The following is an 18,191-nucleotide window of genomic DNA, read 5'->3' as shown; positions in this document are numbered from 1 at the left end:
GATCGAGAAGGCCGTCGCGGCGTTCTCGCGGATCGAGGGGGTCGACGTCGAGCTGGCCGAGCGGCTCGTCGAGCAGGGGATCCTCAGCTACGACGACCTGTCGGTGATGGAGATCGCCGACCTGGTGGCCACGATCGAGGGCCTGGACGAGCCGCTGGCCGAGTCGATCGTCGCCCAGGCCGAGGCCCTGGCCGAGGAGCAGTCCGAGGACCTCCCCCGCCAGGGTCTGTGCCTAGATCAAGACCAACGCTAGCCACCCGCCCAGGAGGCGGGCGAATCCACGCTGCCTGTCTCCACCTTGTTGACTCCAGAGGTTGCTTCGACGGCGGTACTGCCAGGGGTTGGGAAAGGCACCAACCTCGTGTCCCCAACGACGTCCGCCGGGGCCGAGTCGCCAGACAATGGACTTCTCGCTGCTAGAAGCGGCCCACACGATCTTTTGCCGTCCATAAAGCGTGGTGCTGCTTTGACTCTCACCGGAACAGCGCCCCCTCCGCCGCCAGGCCGGGGCCGAAGCCCAGGGCGACGCAGGGGCGGGGGGCGTCGGCGCGAGTCAGTTCGTCGAGGATGAACAGGACCGTGGCCGACGACATGTTGCCGTAGCGGGACAGGATCGATCGCGAGGTCGCGACGGCTTCCGGCGGGAGGGAGAGGGCCTCGGTCACGCACGAGAGGACGCGCGGGCCGCCGGGATGGACGGCCCACGAGGCGACGTCGGCGACCGTCAGGCCGGAGCGCGCCAGCCACGAGTCGAGCCAGGGGCCGACGTGCTTCTGGATCAAACCCGGGACCCGCGTGGACAGGGTCATCTCGAAGCCGTGGTCGCGGACGTACCAGGCCATCGCCGACTCGGACCCCGGGAACAGGCACGCTCCGTTGGCCGCCAGCCGCCACGCCGGGCGGCCGGAATCCGGCCCCAGCACCACCGCCGCGGCACCGTCCGCGAACAGGGCGTTGCCGACCATCCGGCGCGGGTTCCAACCGTACGAATAATGGAGGCTGCACAGCTCGACCGAGCAGAGGAGCACGCGGGCGTCGGGCTCGGCCGCGATCAGCCCGCGCGCCACGCGCAGGCCGTTGAGCGACCCGTGGCAGCCCATGAAGCCGACGTGCGTCCGCTCGACCGTCGGCCCCAGCCCGAGCTTCTCCATCAGGCCGAGGTCCACCCCAGGCGCGGCGAACCCGGTGCATGAGACCGTCACCAGGTGCGTGATCGCGCCCGGCGGCACGCCCGACCGCTCCAGGGCGATCCGGCAGGCGCGCTCGGCGAGCGGCGTGGCCTCGGCCTCGAACCGCTCCATGCGGACGGCGGTCGTCGGGCCGGGGTCGTCGACGCCGTCGCGGACGAACGGGGTGTCGCAATCCCCCTCGCCGTGGACGATCCGCCGGAACTCCTCCCGCCCGTAGACGACGTGCCGCGCGTCCACGCCCGATTGGCGGTACAGGCTCGCCAGCAATTCGCCGTGGTCGTCGTCCTCCGCGCACAACGCCCGCGCGGCGTCGATCGACTCCGATCGCTCGATCCTCAATGGAGGGGTCGCCGTGCCGATCCCCAGCAGTTCGACGTGCATGCGGAAGCCTCGCGTTCGGTGTCGTGTCTACTCGCGGTGCATGGCCCAGAGCAACGGCCGGGCCAGTCCGGGACGCCTCCCCAGCGCCGCGACCAGCGCCCGCGTCATCCCCGGCGACCGCAGGACCCGCGCGACCGCCCGGCAGGCGAGCTGGCGATCCCGCACGATCCGCCGATGCTCGCGCGCCCAGCGCCGGGCCGGGTCGGGATCGTCGGCGAGCGTCGCGGCCAGCGCCTCTCCGCCGGCCAGCGCCCAGGCCATCCCCTCGCCGGTGAAGGGCTCGACGTAGCCGGCCGAATCCCCCACCCGGAAGACGCCCCCTTCCACCACCCTCCCCGGCGACCGCCACAGCGCAGGCGTCCCGCGCCAGCGAGCCTCGGCCAGCCCGGGGGCCCCGGGCAGCCGCGTCCCCGCCAGGATCGCCGAGGCCAGCGCCCCGGGGCCGCCGGCCTCGCGCACGGCGGCCGGGTCGAGCGCCGCGGCCACGTCCAGCCGGCCGTCCTCCAGCGCCACGAGCCCGACGTACCCCCCCGCCCCGCACGCCATGAAGACGCGGCCGGGCGCGTAGCCGTCGGGCGCGGCGTCGAGGATCGTCCCCGCCCCCAGCTTCGACCGCGGCGAGGGCCTCGCGCGGTCGTCGGCCGGGAAAAGCCCGTCCCCCAGCCCCGTCGCCGAGACGACGAACCGCGCGCCGACCTCGCGCGACTCGTCCCCCGTCCTCAGCCGGACCCCTCCCGTCGCGAGCGTCGCCGAGGCGCCCGGCTGGAACTCGGCCCCGGCCGCGACCGCCTCGTCGACGAGCGCGGCGTCGAGCGCGTCGCGCGAGAGCGCGACCCCCAGCGCGTGGTGCAGCGTCGCGCGGCGGCGGCCGGTCGCCAACTCCAGGCCGGTCAGCGGCACGGCGCCCAGCCTCCCGGCGAGCGAGCCCAGGCCGATCCGCGCCAGCGTCGCCAGGGCCCGGGGATTCAGGCAGCAGCCGCAGACCTTGGGCCGGGGGAAATGGGCGCGGTCGACGAGCAGGACGCGGAGCCCCCGGCGCGCCAGGCCCCGCGCCGACGTCGAGCCGGCCGGCCCCGCGCCGATGACGACGGCGTCGTAACCGGCCGTCATCGCCCCTCCGTCAGCAGGAAGCGGCGGGGGAACCGGGCGACGGCCTCCGGGCGGTCCCAGCCGGCCGCCTCGGCCAGCGCGCGGGCCTCGTCGCGCGTGAACGCCCCCTCGACCGACAGCGGGCCGTCCACATGCGCCACGGCCGATCGCGACAGGATGCGGATCCCCGCGTAGGCCAGCAGCCAGCCCGACCGCCCGCGCTCCAGGTCGTCCACCAGGAGCAGCCCGCCCGCCCGCTTCATCGCCCGCAGCAGCCCCACGGCCTCGGGCTCGTCCAGGTGGTGCAGGAACAGCGAGCACGTCACGACGTCGAACCCCTCCGGGAACGGATCGGCCAGGACGTCATGCTTGAAGAAGTTCGCCGCGACCCCCGACCGCCGCGCGTGCTCCGTCGCGTGGGCGACGGCGTACTCGCTCACGTCGCAACCGGCGACCTCCAGCGCCATCCCCTCGCGCCGGGCCTTCCTCGCGATCCGCGCCGCGAAGTCTCCCCCGCCGCAGGCCACGTCCAGCAGCCGGATCGGGCCGGGCCGACCCTTCGCGAATTCGCGGATCCGCGGCCACATCGCGCGCGTCGTCGCGCTGAACAGGTTGACCCGCCGCAACGCCTCCAACGCCCGGCCGTGCTCGGCCGGATCCAGGCCGGGCTGGTCCATGACCTCGGGGCTGCGACGGCGGGTGCGGAGATCGGGCGGGAGGTCGATCAAGGCGGCGGCCCCCGGTTCGACTTGCGTTCGACGACGTGGCCGATTGTACGGCGGCCGTCCGGGCGATGGGAGGGTCGCGTCGGGGCCTGGTATGTTTCTTGCTTGTTATGTGGGGCAAGGGCGGGCCGACGCGGCCCGCGACGGATCGAATTTCGCGAATGGAGAATCCAGGATGACCGGAATGAAGCGGCTGGGCGCGGCGGCCATGGGGGCGGCGCTGGTGTTCGCGACGGCCCACGCCCAGCAGGAGCCGGGGCCCATCGAGCGCGCCGGCGAGAGGCTGGACGAGGCCGGCCGCAGCGTCATCAGCGGCGTCGAGCGCGGCCTGAACCGGACCCGCGAGGCGGTCCGCGAGTCGTTCGAGAAGTCCCGCGTCCGGATCAACGACATGGGCGTCGAGGCGCGCGTCTACGGCCGCGTCCACTGGGACAAGATGCTCGAATCCAGCACCATCGACATCGCCGCCGAGGCCGACGGGATCGTCACCCTGCGCGGGTCGGTCCCGAGCGATGAGGCCAGGACCCGGGCCGTCGAACTGGCCACCGACACCGTCGGCGTCGCCCGCGTCATCGACGAGCTGGCGGTCCAGACCACCAGCCAGGTCGTCGACCCCGCCGCCACGTCCTCGCCGCGCTCCCGCGCCGTGCGCCAGCCCGCCGGCCGGATCGCCAGCCCCGACGCGACGCCCTCGCCGGCCACCCCGGCGACCACGGCGGACCCCGACAGCCCCGCCACGCCGCGTCGCCCCCGGCCTGAAGGCGAGATCCGGCTCTCCGAGCCCGTCACGCCGGCCGACCCCGCCGAGCCCGGTTCCGGCGGCCTGCTCCCCCCGCCCGAGCGTTGACGCCGGCCCCCATCGGACCGACGAGCCCCGAGGCCCTCGCCGCCGCGCGAGGGCCTCGCCATTTCCACCCCATCTCCCGGCGGATTGTCCCATCGGCGACGCGGCGTCAATCTCGTCGTGGTCGGCCTCAACGGGTCCGGTGGACATACTCCTCGAGCGCGTGCCACTCCTTCGGGGCGATGACCTGGCACTCGATGAGTTGCGGCCCCTTCGCGCCGAGCGCGGCCTCGAACCGCCGATGGAACTCCTCGGCCGTCGCCGCCCGGGTCGCGGGCACGCCGAGGCCCGTCGCGATCTCGACCCAGCCGATCGACGGGCCGTCGAGATCGAGCATCGACCGCATCCTCGCGTTCGTCTCGCCCTCGCGGACCCGCGCCAGCTCCAGGTTGAGGATGGCGTAGGCGTCGTTCTTGAGGACGATGACGACGACGTCGGCCTTCTCCCGCGCCATGGACCACAGCGCCTGGACGGTGTACATCCCGCTGCCGTCGGCCTGGAGCACGACGACCTTCCGGTCGGGGCGGGCGATCGCCGCGCCGAGGGCCGTGGGCAGGCCGCCCCCGATCGCCCCGCCGTTGACGGGGTTGATGAGGTCGTGCGCCCGGGCTCCCCTGGTCGCCGCGATGATGGGCGGGCCGTTCGTGGCCCCCTCGTCCACGAGGATCGCGCCCTCCGGCAGCAGCGAGCAGAGCGACCGCCCGATCGCCTCCGCCGTCAGGTCCCCGGAAGGGGGCTCGACTTCCTCGCGGGGCTGGAGCGCCGGCCGCGCCGGTCGCCTCGGCCAATGATCGGAGCGCGGCCTCCACGTCCTCTTCCGCCGAGGCCAGGGCGAAGATGTCGCACCCCGCGCGGCTCTTGAGCGTCGGCTTGCCCTTGTAGGCGAAGGTCGCGACCGGCGGGCCGGAGCCGACGAGGATCAGTTGCTCGAACGGCTCCAGGAACTGGACGCCCATCTCGAACTCGTAGGGGATGGGGTCGACGGGCGGACGGCCCTCGCCCCGCGCGAGGTAGCGGGAGGGGAACGTCTCCGACAGCGGCGCCGCGCCGGTCTTCGCGGCGACGCGGCCGGCAAGCTCCAGCGCCTCGCCCTGGAGGGCCAGTCCGCCCAGCAGCAGGCCCGTCTTTTTGCCGTTGGAGAGCATCCCGGCCGCGCGCCCGATCGCCTCCTCGGAGACCCGCGGCCGTGCCGACGGCGGCGGCGCGGACGGCGGCGGGGCGGCGTCGCCCCAGTGATGGTCGTTGGGCGCCACGACGGTGCAGACCTTGCCCGTCTTCGCCAGCGCGGCGGCCTCCGCGCCCAGCTCGCCGAGATGGGAGGCGCTCCGCGCCTCGCCGACCCAGTGCGACACCGCGCGGGCGAGGTCCGACGCGCGGCCGTTGACCAGCTCGTGCTCCGGGAAGTTCGGCTGGTGGTAGGTGGCGTTCACGCCGACGACGTTGACGACGGGGGTGTGGGCGCGGGCCGCGTTGTGGAGCATGGCGATGCCGTTGGCGAAGCCGCAGGCCACGTGCAGCAGGGTGAACGCCGGCGACCCCTTCACGCGGCCGTAGCCGTCGGCCGCGCCGGTGACGACGTCCTCTTGCAGGCAGAGGACGGGACGCACCGCCTCGGACTTCCCCATCTCGTAGACCAACTGCATCTCCGACGTGCCGGGGTTGGCGAAGCACGTCGTGACCCCCGCGTCCACCAGGGCCTTGAACAAGGACTGCGCGCCGTTCATGGATGTCTCCGGATCTGGGTCCGTCGCCTCGGAACGTCCATGGGATCACCGCACGTCCGGCATGATCTGGCCCATCTCCATCGCGTCGCCGGGCGGGACCTCCCGCAATCCGATCACGATTCGATCCTCGGGCGCGGCGGTCGCCGCCTGGAGCAGCGCCCAGAGGCGCGTCAGGAGGGTCCGCTTGTATTCCGCCGATCGGCCCGCGCGGATGGAGAGCGACAGGCTGACCGTCGCCGCCGCCTCTCCGGCCGTGAAACCGTCGCCGGCCGGATAGTCCTGGAAGATCACGTGGACCCAGTTCCTCGGCACCCCGGACAGCTCGACGTGGAGCGCCGTGATCTCGGCGGCGAGGCCGGCCTTGCCGGCGGCGTCGAGCGTGCCCGATTGCGTGGCGATCGTGTAGAGCGGCATGGCCTGAACTCCGCTTCATGAAATTGCCGGCATCAATCTAACACGATCGACCCCGTCCTCGACCCTGTCGGCTACCGGAAAGTCGGATTCGAAACTCGCCCCGACGAACGGCGGGATGACGGGAGCCGCGGGGCTCCCGCCGATCGGCTCATCGATGGCGACGTCCCGGCTTCGCGGCCGCCCGCCCGCTCCATCCCCCGGACAGGTCCCGAGGCCACGTCGAGCCGACGCGCGTCGTGACACGGCGTGGCTTCGCGAGCAATGGTGAATTCTGAATGGACGGTTGCGTCGGTCTTGACAGAATGAATTGGCGGACGCTATGGTGGCGGGACCGGCCACGAGTCCGTCGGCCCTTGCCGATGGAGAGGCGACGACGCCGCGCCGGTCCCGCCATTTTCTCGATACGGCAGCCCCATTTTTCGTCGTGCGGGCGGTCCGCGTCGCGGCCCGTGGAGGGCGTGCGCGCGGCGGCCGCGAAGGGACGCGAGCGAGGCTGACCGGGAAGGATGTTCCGATGACGACTCGTCTGCGATCGCTCCTCGCGCCGGCCGCGCTCGTCGCGGCGGTCGCCTTGCTGCCCATGGGGTGCGGCGACGATCCCGACATGACCGGGGACTCCAAGGCCGGCATCGGCGCCGCGGGTACGAACGACCCGAACGCGCCGCAATCGCGGGAAGAGGAGTACAAGCGCCAGATGGAGGAAGAGGCCGCCTTCCAGAAGAAGGGCCGCAGGTCCTGAGGCGAGGGCCGCGACGCGGCGGCCCGCGCCCTCCCCTCCCCCCGGACGCCCCGTTCCGATCCTTATTCAAAGGACATTGGTCGATGTCTGGTTATATGAGACGTGCGTTCACGTTGATCGAGCTGTTGGTGGTGATCGCGATCATCGCCGTGCTCATCGCCCTCCTCCTGCCGGCCGTGCAGTCCGCCCGCGAGGCGGCCCGGCGGTCGCAATGCGTCAACAACCTGAAGCAGATCGGCCTGGCGGTGCAGAACTACGAGGCCTCCCAGGGGGCGCTGGCCCCGACGGGCCTGAGCCCCAACCCCGGCACGGCCGAGACCGACGCCCACTTCTCGATGAAGCTGCGCCTGCTGCCGTTCTTCGAGCAGCAAGCCCTGTACGACTCCTGCAACATCTACATGTCGTCCTACGTCGACGCCGGCCGGATGTGGAACTGGACGGTGGGGCACACGCGGGTCGCGGCGCTCTCCTGCCCGTCCGACAGCAACGCGGGCTGGGACGATCAGGTGGCCGCCAGCTACGCGAACAACCTGGGGCGCAACCGCTACTACAACGGCTGGGCGACCGACGGCCCGTCGTACTGGCTGGGGACCGACGGCGGCCTGAACAAGGTGGTCACGCTCTCCTCGATCGCCGACGGCACCAGCAACACGGCCATCTTCAGCGAGGTCCTCAAGGGGACCGGCAACAGCATCGGCACCGGCAGCAAGGACGGCCGCCACATGCTCTATCGCGCCGATAGCCTGGGCATCCGCGACTTCGCCGATCAGGCCAACAACAACTTCCTCCTCTTCCAGGCCTGCCGCAACCGGGGCACGATCCGCACCTGGGACTACAAGGGCGAGCGCTGGATCCAGGGCGACGCCGCCCGCGGCGGCGGCTATCACCACATCGCCACGCCGAACCAGAAGTCGTGCGCCCTCGACGGCAACACCGGCCCGAACCGCAACGCCGACTCCATCATCTCGGCCTCGTCGAACCACGCCGGCGGCGTGAACGTCCTGCTCCTGGACGGCTCGGTCCGGTTCATCAAGGACTCGATCGACTACCAGAGCTGGCTGGCCCTCGGCACCCGCGCCGGCGGCGAGGTCATCTCCTCTGACGCCTTCTGACCCCATCAACCCTGCCCGATCCGACCACCCTTCGCGAGGCCGCGCCCCCCCCGGGCGCGGCCTCGCCCCCGTTCGTGCCCCGCCGACGCCGATCGTCCTCCGACCCTACAGGGGAAGGCACCGCGGAGGGGTGGATGGGTGGGGGGCGAGCCCGAGCCGTTGATGTCGAAGCTCATAACGGCCTTCCCCCCTGGAGGGGGAAGGTGGCCCGAAGGGCCGGATGAGGGGGGGACGAGCCGGATGGCCGTCGCGGATCGCGGGGGTTTCCCCACGGCCGTCGGCCTGGGCCAGGGTTCCGAACACCGAGACTCCGCGGGCGGGCCCCCCTCATCTGACCGCCGCGCGGTCTGTCTTCCCCCACCAGGGGGGAAGAGCGTTCATGACGACCTTCCCCCCTGGCGGGGAAGGTAGCCGGGTGGTCCGGATGAGCAGGGAGGCACGCCCCCGCCCGAAGAAACTCCCTGACGCCGTTCGAAATTCCTGAAATCTGGCGAGCCCTTCCCGCGAGCATATCCAGATGAGGGGATCGGCCGATCTTTGAAAATTCGGAGGGCATCGAAGGCGGATCGGGGCGAATCCGGCCGGGTGAATCGCGCCCGCGCCTCGCCGCCAGCGTCCCGACGAAGGCCGCGACGCGGGCCGACGGACTCGCGGCCGTCGCCCCGATCGGGGGGACGGGGAGGGTATCGCGACGCAATCGATTTCGACGAACGAAGCCAACCGAGAACCGGGGGTAATATCCTGGGGTTCAAGGGGTTGCGTCTATCGCGGCCGTGGTCGCGCGATGACGAACGAACCCAACTCCCTGCGGCGCCGGTCTCTTCATCCGGGCCCCGGCGCGCCGTATATTGCAGGCCGGATCCGGGGCGACGTGGTCCCGGAGAATCATCGGATGGCGTTGACGCGAGGGGCGGGATGAAGCTGAGAACGGCGATCCTCCGGGGGGCGGTCGGGCTGCTGGCGGGGCTGGCGGTCCTGGGGGCCGGCACGGCGCGGGCGGACGTGAAGCTGCCGGCGATCTTCGGCGACCACATGGTCCTCCAGCGCGACCAGAAGATCAACGTCTGGGGCTGGGCCGACCCGGGCGAGGACGTGAAGGTCGAGTTCCGCGGCCAGTCCCAGGCCACGAAGGCGGGCGAGGACGGCTCGTGGCGCGTGGCGCTGGAGCCGGTCGAGGCCGGCGGCCCGTTCGAGCTGGTCGTCTCGGGCAAGAACACCCTGACGTTCCAGGACGTGCTGGTCGGCGAGGTCTGGATCTGCTCCGGCCAGTCGAACATGCAGTGGTCGGTGGCCGCGGCCAACGACCCGGACCTGGAGGCCGCCGCCGCGAAGTTCCCGAACATCCGGCTGATCTCGGTCCCGCAGGTCGGCACGCAGGAGCCCCAGAAGGACTTCCGGGGCGAGTGGAAGGTCTGCTCGCCGGAGACGGTCTTGCCGTTCTCGGCCGTCGGCTACTTCTTCGGCCGCCAGCTCCACCAGACGCTCGACGTGCCGGTCGGCCTGATCAACAACGCCTGGGGCGGCTCGGCCTGCGAGGCTTGGATCCCGCGCGAGACGCTCGCCGCGGATCCCATCTACAAGGATCTCCTCGCCTCCTGGGAGGAGCGCGAGAAGAACTACGAAGCCGCCAAGAAGGCCTACGAGGAGGCCAAGGCGACGGCCAAGGCCGAGGGCAAGCCCGCCCCCCGGCCGCAGGACGACCCGGAGGGCCCCATGAAGGGGAACTACCGCCCCGCCAACATCTACAACGGCGTTCTGCTGCCGACCGTCGGCTACACCATCCGGGGCGTCATCTGGTATCAGGGGGAGAGCAACGCCGGCCGCGCGTACCAGTATCGGGATATGTTCCCGCTCATGATCGAGACCTGGCGCAAGGCCTGGGGCCAGGGCGACTTCCCGTTCTACTGGGTCCAGCTCGCCGACTTCATGGCCGAGAAGCCCGAGCCCGCCGACAGCTCCTGGGCCGAGCTGCGCGAGGCCCAGACCATGACCATGGGCCGCCTCCCCAACACCGGCGAGGCCGTCATCATCGACCTCGGCGAGGGCAAGGACATCCACCCGAAGAACAAGCAGGACGTCGCCAAGCGGCTCGCCCGCTGGGCACTCGCCCGCGACTACGGCCTGGACATCCCCGCCCAGAGCCCGACCTACAAGTCCATGGAGAAGCAGGGGGGCAAGGTCGTCCTGACGTTCGATCACGTCGACGGCGGCTTCCGCCCCTTCGACGTCCAGGAGCCCGTCGGCTTCACCATCGCCGGCGCCGACAAGAAGTTCGTCAACGCCCAGGCCAAGGTCGTCGGCCCGAACAAGGTCGAGGTCTGGTCGGACCAGGTCTCCGGGCCCGAGTCCGTCCGCTACGCCTGGGCCGACAACCCCGTCTGCAACATGTACAGCGCCGCGGGCCTGCCCCTCACCCCGTTCCGGACCGATGACTGGCCGGGCGTGACGGCCAACAACACCAAGTGACCCTCCGACGAGGCCGGCCGACCTGGCGTCGGCCGGCCCCGTTCCCCCCGGAAGACAACCCATGCCCCGCTGGGACGACGAACCCGAGGACGACTGGGACGACGAGGACGAGCCGGTCGACGACGACGGGACGGCTCCCTGCCCGTACTGCGGTCGCGACATCCTGGAGGACTCGGAGCGCTGCCCGGAGTGCGGGTCCTACATCTCCCGCGAGGACGCGCCGTATCAACGGAAGCCGTGGTGGATCATCATCGGCGTGATCGCGGGCCTGTACGCGGTATATCGCTGGATCTTCTGACCGCCCGGAAAGTCATCATCCATGCCGAGGCATCCTTCATGAGTGTGAAGCCCGTCGTCCCGGGGCTCTGGCAGGTCGCGATCCAGTATGTCAACGCCTTCATCATGGACGGCGGCGACGGCCTGACGGTCATCGACGCGGGGATGCCCGGCGGCGACGCGACGATCCTGGAGGCGATCCGGTCCATCGGCCGGCAGCCGTCCGACGTCGCCCGCATCCTGGCGACGCACTGTCACAGCGACCACGTCGGCGGGCTGGCCGCGCTGAAGCGGGCGACCTCCGCGCCGGTTTTCATGCACGCGGTCGACGCCGCCATGACGCGCGAGGGTCGCGCCCTTCGGCCCCTCGCGCCCGCGCCCGGGCTGGTCAACCGGCTCATCTGCCGGTTCCTCCTCCCCGCCGCCCCGACCGAGGTCGAGCCGACTGCGATCGAGCGCGAGGTCGCCGATGGCGAGACGCTCCCCGGCGGCCTCCGCGCGATCCACGTCCCCGGCCACTGCGCGGGGCAGCTCGCGTTCCTGTGGCCCGAGCACGGGGGCGTGCTGATCGCCGCCGACGCCGCCGCAAACGCCTTCGGCCTGGCGCCCAGCCCCATGTACGAGGACTTCGACGAGGGCCGACGCAGCCTGGCGAAGCTGTCGGCCCTGGACTTCGAGGTCGCCGTCTTCGGCCACGGCAAGCCGATCCCGTCCGGGGCCTCCGCGGCGTTCGCGCGGAAGTGGCCCCCGTCCCGGTGACGGGCGTGCCTCTCGTCTGCGAAGATGCCTCGGTGACGCTCTTCCCCCCTGGTGGGGGAAGACAGACCGCGCGGCGGTCGGATGAGGGGGGGCCCGCCCGCGGAGTCTCGGTGTTCGGAACCTTGGCCCAGGCCGACGGCCGTGGGGAAACCCCCGCGATCCGCGACGGCCATCCGGCTCGTCCCCCCCTCATCCGGCCCTTCGGGCCACCTTCCCCTCCAGGGGGGAAGGCCGTTATGAGGGCGCGCCCGATGTCCGGAGCGCCACACCCCCGGTGACGCCGGCCGGGTTCACCAGGACGAACCGCCGCCGCCTCCGAAGCCGCCGCCGGAGCGGCCGCCGCCACCGAAGCCGCCCGACGACCACGAGTAGCCGCCCCCCCGGCCGGAGAGCTTCGACAGGTCGGCCCGGGGCTGGCTGGGGAAGGTCCGGTTCATCGCCCACATCGAGGTGTCGATGTCGTTGATGAGCACCCACGTCGAGAAGCCGTCGCCCCGCGCGGGGCGATACCAGTCCGGCGGCGTCTGGTACAGGTCGGCGAACGCCTTCCCCCAGCGATCCGACAGACCGAAGATGATCGCGTAGGGGAGCAGCCGCTCGAAGACCCCCCGGCGCTCCTGCTCGCGGATGTCGTCGGCCTCGGCCCGCCGGATGTACTCCTCAAGCCCCGCGACCTTCTCCCAGGCGATGCGCCCCTTCCGCGTCTTCCTCGACATGTAACGGCTCGTCACCGCGACGGTCCCCGCCGAGAGGAGCCCGGCGAACACCAACGGCGCGGCGAAGACCCGGTCGATCATCGTGAGCTGGATCATCGCCGCCAGGACGATCGCCGCCGCCACCAGCACCAGGCCGACCGCCAGGAACCCCGTCCGGACGGCCTCGGGGTTGCCGTCGAAATACTTCTCCCCGCTCAGCGTCCGGTAAAGCTCGTCCTTCACCTGGGGCAAGACCGGGTAGAACTTCTCCTGGAGGTCGCTCAGCAGGACCGAATGCGAGTCCCCCTGGAAGATCCGGTTGAACAGCAGCCGCTCGAACGGCTTGAGCCCCGTCGGCCCGCGCAGCTTGACGAAGCGATAGTCGGCCCCGGACGAGAACCAGCCGCCGCGCTCCTGGGCCTCGACGCGGATGTAGCCGCGCACCGCCAGGTCGATGATCGACGCCGAGATATCCCTCAGGTCCACCCGCTCGTCGACCAGCGCGCCGACCTCGGCCGGCGCCAGGCCGTCGGGGGGCTCGTAGCCGACGACGATCGTCCCCATCCCCTCCGGGTCGCGCCCCCGGCGGAACCAGGAGAGGAAGCAGGCGAGCGCCGTGATGGGGAAGACGGCGTAGGGGAAGTTGTCCGCCAGCCACCAGCGCAGGCGGCGCATGGCGCCGGGGCGTTCGACCGCGTCGGCCGGCATCACGACCTCGACGGTGATCCCCTCCCGCGCCCGGAGCGGGCCCGTCTGGTACTCGATCGTCCGGGCATCCACCCGCGCCTTGCGGAAGTCGCGGCCGACGGCGCCGTAGCGGCCGACCCAGGCGTCGTAGGAGAGCCGGGAGTCGTCCAGCTCGCGCGGGAGGTGGACCGTCACCCGCGACTGGGCGATCGGGATCTGCCACTCCGTCCCGGTGGCGTTCCAGCGGAGCACCGCGCGGCCGCCGTCGGCCCAGGCCTGGTTCCCCTCCCAGATCACGGCCCGCTCGACCCGGTAGCGGATGCGATATCGCTGGCGGCCGCTCACCACGCGGTCGGGGTCGCCGATGCGGATCCGCGCCAGGTTCTCGACGAAGGCGACCTCGGCCGTGCGCTCCGATCCCTCGCCGTCGTCGACCCCCAGGAGTCGGAACCGCAGGGCGTACTGGTGCATCCCCACGGCGTAGCGGACGGGGATCTCGCGGAGGATGCCGTGCTTGGGGATGGCGAAGTCGGCGTCGACCGTCTCCACCACGTCCAGGGCGGAGTCGGGCCGGATGGTCAGGTCGACGTCGAAGTCGGCGATCGTCCAGCCGTCGTCGGCCCCCCGCGCCCCGGGTGGGGACGCCGCCGCCATCGCGACCGCCAGGGCGATCGCCAGCCATGTCGCGCGGGGCATGTGAACGCTCAAGGGCGCGTCTCCCCCGCCTCGGGAGCGGTCGGCGCGGGGGCGTCGAAGGCGACGCGCGGCGCCGACCGCTCGGCCACGTCGATCTGGAAGAACGCCCGGGGCGCGAACCCCGCCGCCCTCGCCATCAGCGACGACGGGAACCCCTCGATCAGCGTGTTGAGGTCGCGCACCACGGCGTTGTAGTAGCGCCGGGCGTACTGGACGTGGTCCTCGACGTCCACCAGCGCCTGGTGCAGATCCTGGAAGTTGCGCCCGGCCTTCAACTCGGGATACGACTCGGCGACGGCGAACAGCCGCCCGACCGCGCCGGACAGGCTCCCCTCGGTGGCGCCGCGCTCGGGCACGGTGGCCGCGCGGGTCGCCTCGGCCCGCGCGCGGACGACCTCCTCCAGCGTGCCGGACTCGTGCCGGGCGTAGCCCTTGACCGTCTCGACCAGCGTCGGGACCAGGTCCCATCGCCGCTTGAGCTGCACGTCGACGTCGCTCCAGGCCCCGTCGGCCCGCCGGCTCAGGCCGATGAGCCGATTGTAGGTCCACGCCAGGTAGACCAGGGCCAGCGACGCCGCCCCGACCGCGATCCAGAAGACCGTCACGAATCGCCCCTTTCCCGAACGCCTGGGACGCGCCCCGTTCACGTCGTCATCGTATTCCGCCGAGCCGACGGGATTCCATCCCCCAGGCCCGCGAACGCCCTGAAACTTGCCCCGCCCGCGATTCCACGCGATACTGGCGGCGCGGGCGGGGCCGGTCCCCGGCGCGCCATGCGGAGGCGATCATGAGCACGACCCTGAAGACGCGGGACGATCGGGACCTTTACCCCGACAGCGACGGAGAGCCCATGTCCGACAACACGGTCCAGTTCCGCTGGATCGTCCTCATCAAGGAGGGCCTGGAATACCTGTTCCGCGACCGCCCCGACGTGTTCGTCGCCGGCGACCTCCTCTGGTATTACGAGGAGGGGATCCCCAGGTCGAGGATCGCCCCCGACACCATGGTCGTCTTCGGCCGGCCGAAGGGGGATCGCGGCTCCTATCGCCAGTGGGAGGAAGGGGGCGTCGCGCCTCAGGTCGTGGTCGAGATCCTCTCGCCGAGCAACCGCGTCTTCGAGATGACGCGCAAGTTCCGGACGTATGACGACCTCGGGGTCGAGGAGTATTACGTCTACGACCCGGGCGAAGGCGTCCTCCAGGTCTGGCTCCGCCGCGATGGCAGGCTCCAGGAGGTCGTCGAGACCGATGGCTGGGTCAGCCCCCGGTTGGGCGTCCGCTTCGTCCCCGGCGAGGGGCCGGAGAGCCTCAAGCTCTACCACCCTGACGGCTCTCCCTTCCGCACCGCCCTGGAGATGCAAGAGGCCACCGCCCAGGCCGAGCGACGCGCGCTCGCCGCCGAGCGTCGGGCCGAGTTGCTCGAGCAGCGGCTCCGGGAAATGGGCGGGGAACTCGACTGAACCCGCGATGAACCGTTCAATATGAGGCACCCCTCGATGAAGACGACGATCCCCGGCCTGCTCGCCCTGGCCGCCTCGATCCTGGGCGGAGCCGTCGCGACCGCGGACGAGGCCGGCGGGCTCCGCGCGGGGGCCGCCGTGGTGGATGTCTCGCCGACGACGTTCCCGGTGATCGTCAACGGCGGGTTCCTCCAGGCCGTCGCCAACGAGGTCCGCGACCCGCTGCTCGCGCGCTGCGTGGTGCTGGACGACGGCTCGACCCGGCTGGCGATCGTCGTGGTCGATAGCTGCATGATGCCCCGCGAGCTGATCGACGACGCCAAGGCGAGGGCCTCGAAGGCGACGGGCATCCCCGTCGAGCGGATGCTCGTCTCGGCGACGCACACCCACACGGCGGCGTCGTGCATGGGAGCGCTGGGAACTCCCGTCGATCCGACCTACGCGGCGTTCCTCCCCGGCAAGATCGCCGAGGCGATCGAGGAGGCCGCCGCGAACCTCGCCCCCGCCGAGGTCGGCTGGGGCGCGGTCGACGACCCCGAGCACACGCATACCAGGCGCTGGATCCGCCGCCCCGACCGGATGATCGACGACCCCTTCGGCGGCAAGACCGTCCGGGCCAATATGCACCCCGGCCACGTCAACGCCGACGTGATCGCCCCGTCCGGTCCGTCCGACCCGGGGCTCACCGTGCTGGCGGTCCGCGAGCCCGGCGGCCGGCCGATCGCCGTGCTGGCCAACTACTCGATGCACTACTTCGGCGCCCAGCCCGTCTCGGCCGACTACTACGGCCGGTTCGCGACTGCCCTGGCGAGCAAGATCGCCCCGGACGGCCCCGCGCCGATCTGCATGATGTCGCAGGGGACCAGCGGCGACCAGCAGTGGATGGACTACGGCAAGCCCCGCGTCGACCCCGGCCTGGACGCCTACGCCGATCGGGTCGCCGAGTCGGCCTTCCGGGCGTATCAATCCATCGACGCTTATCATCGCGCCGCGCCCCTGGCGATGGCCGAGACGACGCTGACCCTCGGCCGTCGCGTCCCGAGCCCGGAGCGGCTGGAGTGGGCCCGCCCGATCGTCGCCGCGATGGGGGACATGCCGCCGAAGTCGATCCCCGAGGTCTACGCCGCGGAGGCCGTTTATCTCCACGACGAGCCCGAGCGGACGCTGAAGCTGCAGGCGATCCGCGTCGGCGACCTGGGGATCACCGCCATCCCGAACGAGGTCTACGCCCTCACCGGCCTGAAGATCAAGGCCCGTAGCCCCCTGCCGACGACGATGAACATCGAGCTCGCCAACGGGGCCGAGGGCTACATCCCCCCGCCCGAGCAGCACGCGCTCGGGGGCTACACGACCTGGCCCGCCCGCACCGCCGGGCTGGAGGTCCAGGCGGAACCGAGGATCCTCGACGCCGTCCTCGGCCTGCTGGAAGACGCGGCCGGCGGCCCACGACGCATCGAGCAGCCCCCGGCCACGCCCCTCGCGGCGGCCGTCCTCGCCTCCCGTCCCGCGGCCTTCTGGCGGCTCGACGAGATGGACGGAGTCGAGGCCCGCGACGCCTCCGGGCACGATCGCGCGGCGGCCAGGAGAGGCGGCGTCGCCCTGTTCCTCCCTGGCCCCCCCCTGCCCGGCTTCCGCGCCCCCGACGGCCGGGTCGACCGCGCGTCGCACCTGGCCGGCGGCTCGCTGACGGCCGAACTCCCCGTCGCGCCCGAGGCCTACTCGGTGGAACTCTGGTTCTGGAACGGCCTGGAGCCCGCCGACCGCCCCGTCTCGGGCATCCTGTTCGAGCGAGGCCGGGACGGCGTCCCCGGCGACGCCCTCGCCGTCACCGGCACGTCCGCCGGCGCCCCGCCCAACCGCCTCGTCTTCGCCCACGGCGAATCGCCGCATGCGTCGACCTTCCCGGCGGTCGGCAAGGCCGACGTGGCGCCCAGGGCCTGGCATCACCTGGCCTTCGTCCGCCACGGCCGGCGCGTCCAGGTCTATCTCGACGGCGTCCTCGACCTCCAGGCCGACGCCGACATCGAGGCCGTCGCCAAGAGCGACGCCGACGCCGCGTCGAGGCGAGGCTCGCCGATCTCCTTCACCTTCGGCGATCGCCGCAAGCAAGCCGAGAGCTTCGAAGGGCTGCTGGACGAGGTCGCCGTGTACGACCGGGCCCTGACGGCCGAGGAGATCGCCGAGCACCATCGCGCCGCGACCGGCCCGGTCGACTAGGCCGTCTCCGGGCCCATCTCCCGCAGAGTCCGCTCGACGTATCGCCGCACGGCCGGCTCCAGCAGCTTGACCGCGAACGGCACCTGCCCCGTCGCGCGCACATGGGTCGGGTCCACCTCCAGGACGACCCGGTACGACGACCCCGAGAGCGCCGCCGCCGTCCGGTCTTCCGACCATTCCACCGCGTGGATCCAGCGGCCATGGTCCGCCCGCGCCCGCTCGATCGCCGCCTCGAACTTCGCCCGGGCGGCCTCCCAGGGCTGGCCATGCTCGAACGACATGTTCAACTGGGCCATGATTTTCGAACCCTCTCTCATGGAGACGAACGTACACTGACGATACAAATGTCGTCGAGGCCGGTCGCGGAGCGATCGGGGCGGCGGCCAGGAAGGCCGGACGCGGCGGCCCATCCCGAACGGATTATAGGGAGACATCCTCATGCGGCGACTCTTCATTTTCAACGCGGCGGTCCTGACCGTGTGCCTGGCGTCCGGCGCGATCGACGCGAGGGACGAGCCGGCCGGGAAGGCGACGGTGGCGGCCGGGCGGGGGCCGGGATGCGATCGGGTCTCGCTGAAGCCGCTCGCCGCGGGCGCCGAGATGATCCCGGCGCATGCGATCCGGCCCGAGGCGACGGCCGCCGGTTGTGTCGGTCGCCCGTCGCGGTATCCTGGGGTTCGACTCGAGCGTTGAACATCACGGACCACCCGGAGGCGGC

At 71.8% G+C, this 18,191-nt stretch carries 19 protein-coding genes; 11 read left to right on the top strand and 8 right to left on the bottom strand.

The window, feature by feature from the left end:
• A partial coding sequence (locus WG209_RS02020; RefSeq protein ID WP_337173321.1) for a helix-hairpin-helix domain-containing protein occupies positions 1–253 on the top strand: 253 nt, incomplete at its 5' end.
• 220 nt (positions 254–473) lie between these two features.
• Here the strand turns inward: WG209_RS02020 and WG209_RS02015 are convergent.
• Genes WG209_RS02015 through WG209_RS02005 form a run of 3 tightly spaced genes read right to left on the bottom strand, consistent with a single transcriptional unit; the run spans position 474 to position 3,388 of the window.
• Positions 474–1,571, bottom strand: a complete 1,098-nt coding sequence (locus WG209_RS02015; RefSeq protein ID WP_337173320.1) for a type III polyketide synthase — start codon at positions 1,569–1,571, stop codon at positions 474–476.
• A 27-nt stretch (positions 1,572–1,598) separates the two neighbouring features.
• Positions 1,599–2,681 carry an NAD(P)/FAD-dependent oxidoreductase gene (locus tag WG209_RS02010; protein ID WP_337173319.1) on the bottom strand — a complete coding sequence of 361 codons (1,083 nt, stop codon included), beginning with the start codon at positions 2,679–2,681 and terminating at the stop codon, positions 1,599–1,601.
• On the bottom strand, positions 2,678–3,388 hold the full coding sequence (locus WG209_RS02005; protein WP_337173318.1) for a methyltransferase domain-containing protein: 711 nt from the start codon (positions 3,386–3,388) through the stop codon (positions 2,678–2,680). Before WG209_RS02005 ends, WG209_RS02010 begins: the two co-directional genes overlap by 4 nt.
• 172 nt (positions 3,389–3,560) lie before the next feature.
• Between WG209_RS02005 and WG209_RS02000 the strand changes: the two genes are divergently transcribed.
• Positions 3,561–4,232: a BON domain-containing protein gene (locus tag WG209_RS02000; protein WP_337173317.1), complete on the top strand. Its 672-nt coding sequence runs from the start codon at positions 3,561–3,563 to the stop codon at positions 4,230–4,232.
• 127 nt (positions 4,233–4,359) lie between these two features.
• On the opposite strand, the gene WG209_RS01995 is transcribed toward WG209_RS02000, so the two are convergent.
• Positions 4,360–4,890, bottom strand: a complete 531-nt coding sequence (locus tag WG209_RS01995) for a thiamine pyrophosphate-dependent enzyme (RefSeq protein ID WP_337173316.1) — start codon at positions 4,888–4,890, stop codon at positions 4,360–4,362.
• 596 nt (positions 4,891–5,486) lie between these two features.
• Here WG209_RS01995 and WG209_RS01990 point away from each other — a divergent pair.
• Positions 5,487–5,648 (top strand): hypothetical protein, encoded by a 162-nt coding sequence (locus WG209_RS01990; RefSeq protein WP_337173315.1) that lies wholly within the window; start codon positions 5,487–5,489, stop codon positions 5,646–5,648.
• 350 nt (positions 5,649–5,998) lie between these two features.
• Here WG209_RS01990 and WG209_RS01985 read toward each other — a convergent pair whose 3' ends face one another.
• The gene (locus tag WG209_RS01985) at positions 5,999–6,367 is read right to left on the bottom strand and encodes a tautomerase family protein (protein ID WP_337173314.1); all 369 of its coding nucleotides are present in this window, start codon (positions 6,365–6,367) and stop codon (positions 5,999–6,001) included.
• Between the two features lie 514 nt (positions 6,368–6,881).
• Here WG209_RS01985 and WG209_RS01980 point away from each other — a divergent pair.
• From WG209_RS01980 to WG209_RS01960, 5 genes are all read left to right on the top strand, one after another.
• Positions 6,882–7,106 carry a hypothetical protein gene (locus tag WG209_RS01980; RefSeq protein ID WP_337173313.1) on the top strand — a complete coding sequence of 75 codons (225 nt, stop codon included), beginning with the start codon at positions 6,882–6,884 and terminating at the stop codon, positions 7,104–7,106.
• Between the two features lie 95 nt (positions 7,107–7,201).
• Positions 7,202–8,218, top strand: a complete 1,017-nt coding sequence (locus WG209_RS01975) for a DUF1559 domain-containing protein (RefSeq protein ID WP_337173312.1) — start codon at positions 7,202–7,204, stop codon at positions 8,216–8,218.
• A 915-nt stretch (positions 8,219–9,133) separates the two neighbouring features.
• Entirely contained in the window at positions 9,134–10,684 is a 1,551-nt protein-coding gene (locus WG209_RS01970; RefSeq protein ID WP_337173311.1) for a sialate O-acetylesterase, read from the top strand.
• 61 nt (positions 10,685–10,745) lie between these two features.
• A complete protein-coding gene (locus tag WG209_RS01965) occupies positions 10,746–10,982 on the top strand; it encodes a zinc ribbon domain-containing protein (protein WP_337173310.1) in 237 nt (78 codons plus the stop codon).
• A gap of 38 nt (positions 10,983–11,020) precedes the next feature.
• Positions 11,021–11,719 carry an MBL fold metallo-hydrolase gene (locus WG209_RS01960; protein ID WP_337173309.1) on the top strand — a complete coding sequence of 233 codons (699 nt, stop codon included), beginning with the start codon at positions 11,021–11,023 and terminating at the stop codon, positions 11,717–11,719.
• A gap of 290 nt (positions 11,720–12,009) precedes the next feature.
• Here WG209_RS01960 and WG209_RS01955 read toward each other — a convergent pair whose 3' ends face one another.
• Both WG209_RS01955 and WG209_RS01950 read right to left on the bottom strand, forming a co-directional pair.
• Positions 12,010–13,809 (bottom strand): DUF2207 domain-containing protein, encoded by a 1,800-nt coding sequence (locus WG209_RS01955; RefSeq protein WP_337173308.1) that lies wholly within the window; start codon positions 13,807–13,809, stop codon positions 12,010–12,012.
• A complete protein-coding gene (locus WG209_RS01950) occupies positions 13,806–14,402 on the bottom strand; it encodes a LemA family protein (protein ID WP_337173307.1) in 597 nt (198 codons plus the stop codon). Before WG209_RS01950 ends, WG209_RS01955 begins: the two co-directional genes overlap by 4 nt.
• A gap of 182 nt (positions 14,403–14,584) precedes the next feature.
• Between WG209_RS01950 and WG209_RS01945 the strand changes: the two genes are divergently transcribed.
• Positions 14,585–15,256: a Uma2 family endonuclease gene (locus tag WG209_RS01945; RefSeq protein ID WP_337173306.1), complete on the top strand. Its 672-nt coding sequence runs from the start codon at positions 14,585–14,587 to the stop codon at positions 15,254–15,256.
• Positions 15,257–15,292: 36 nt separating this feature from the next.
• A complete protein-coding gene (locus tag WG209_RS01940; protein ID WP_337173305.1) occupies positions 15,293–17,473 on the top strand; it encodes a LamG domain-containing protein in 2,181 nt (726 codons plus the stop codon).
• Here WG209_RS01940 and WG209_RS01935 read toward each other — a convergent pair.
• Positions 17,470–17,769: a polyhydroxyalkanoic acid system family protein gene (locus WG209_RS01935; protein ID WP_337173304.1), complete on the bottom strand. Its 300-nt coding sequence runs from the start codon at positions 17,767–17,769 to the stop codon at positions 17,470–17,472. The genes WG209_RS01940 and WG209_RS01935 overlap by 4 nt on opposite strands.
• Before the next feature lie 142 nt (positions 17,770–17,911).
• Here WG209_RS01935 and WG209_RS01930 point away from each other — a divergent pair, with 142 nt between their 5' ends.
• On the top strand, positions 17,912–18,166 hold the full coding sequence (locus WG209_RS01930) for a hypothetical protein (protein ID WP_337173303.1): 255 nt from the start codon (positions 17,912–17,914) through the stop codon (positions 18,164–18,166).
• Positions 18,167–18,191 lie beyond the last annotated feature (25 nt).

It is taken from the genome of Paludisphaera sp. (assembly GCF_037189885.1).
Lineage (GTDB): Bacteria > Planctomycetota > Planctomycetia > Isosphaerales > Isosphaeraceae > Paludisphaera.
Note: the sequence above shows the minus strand (reverse complement) of the source record. Positions and strands in the feature narration are given on the sequence as shown.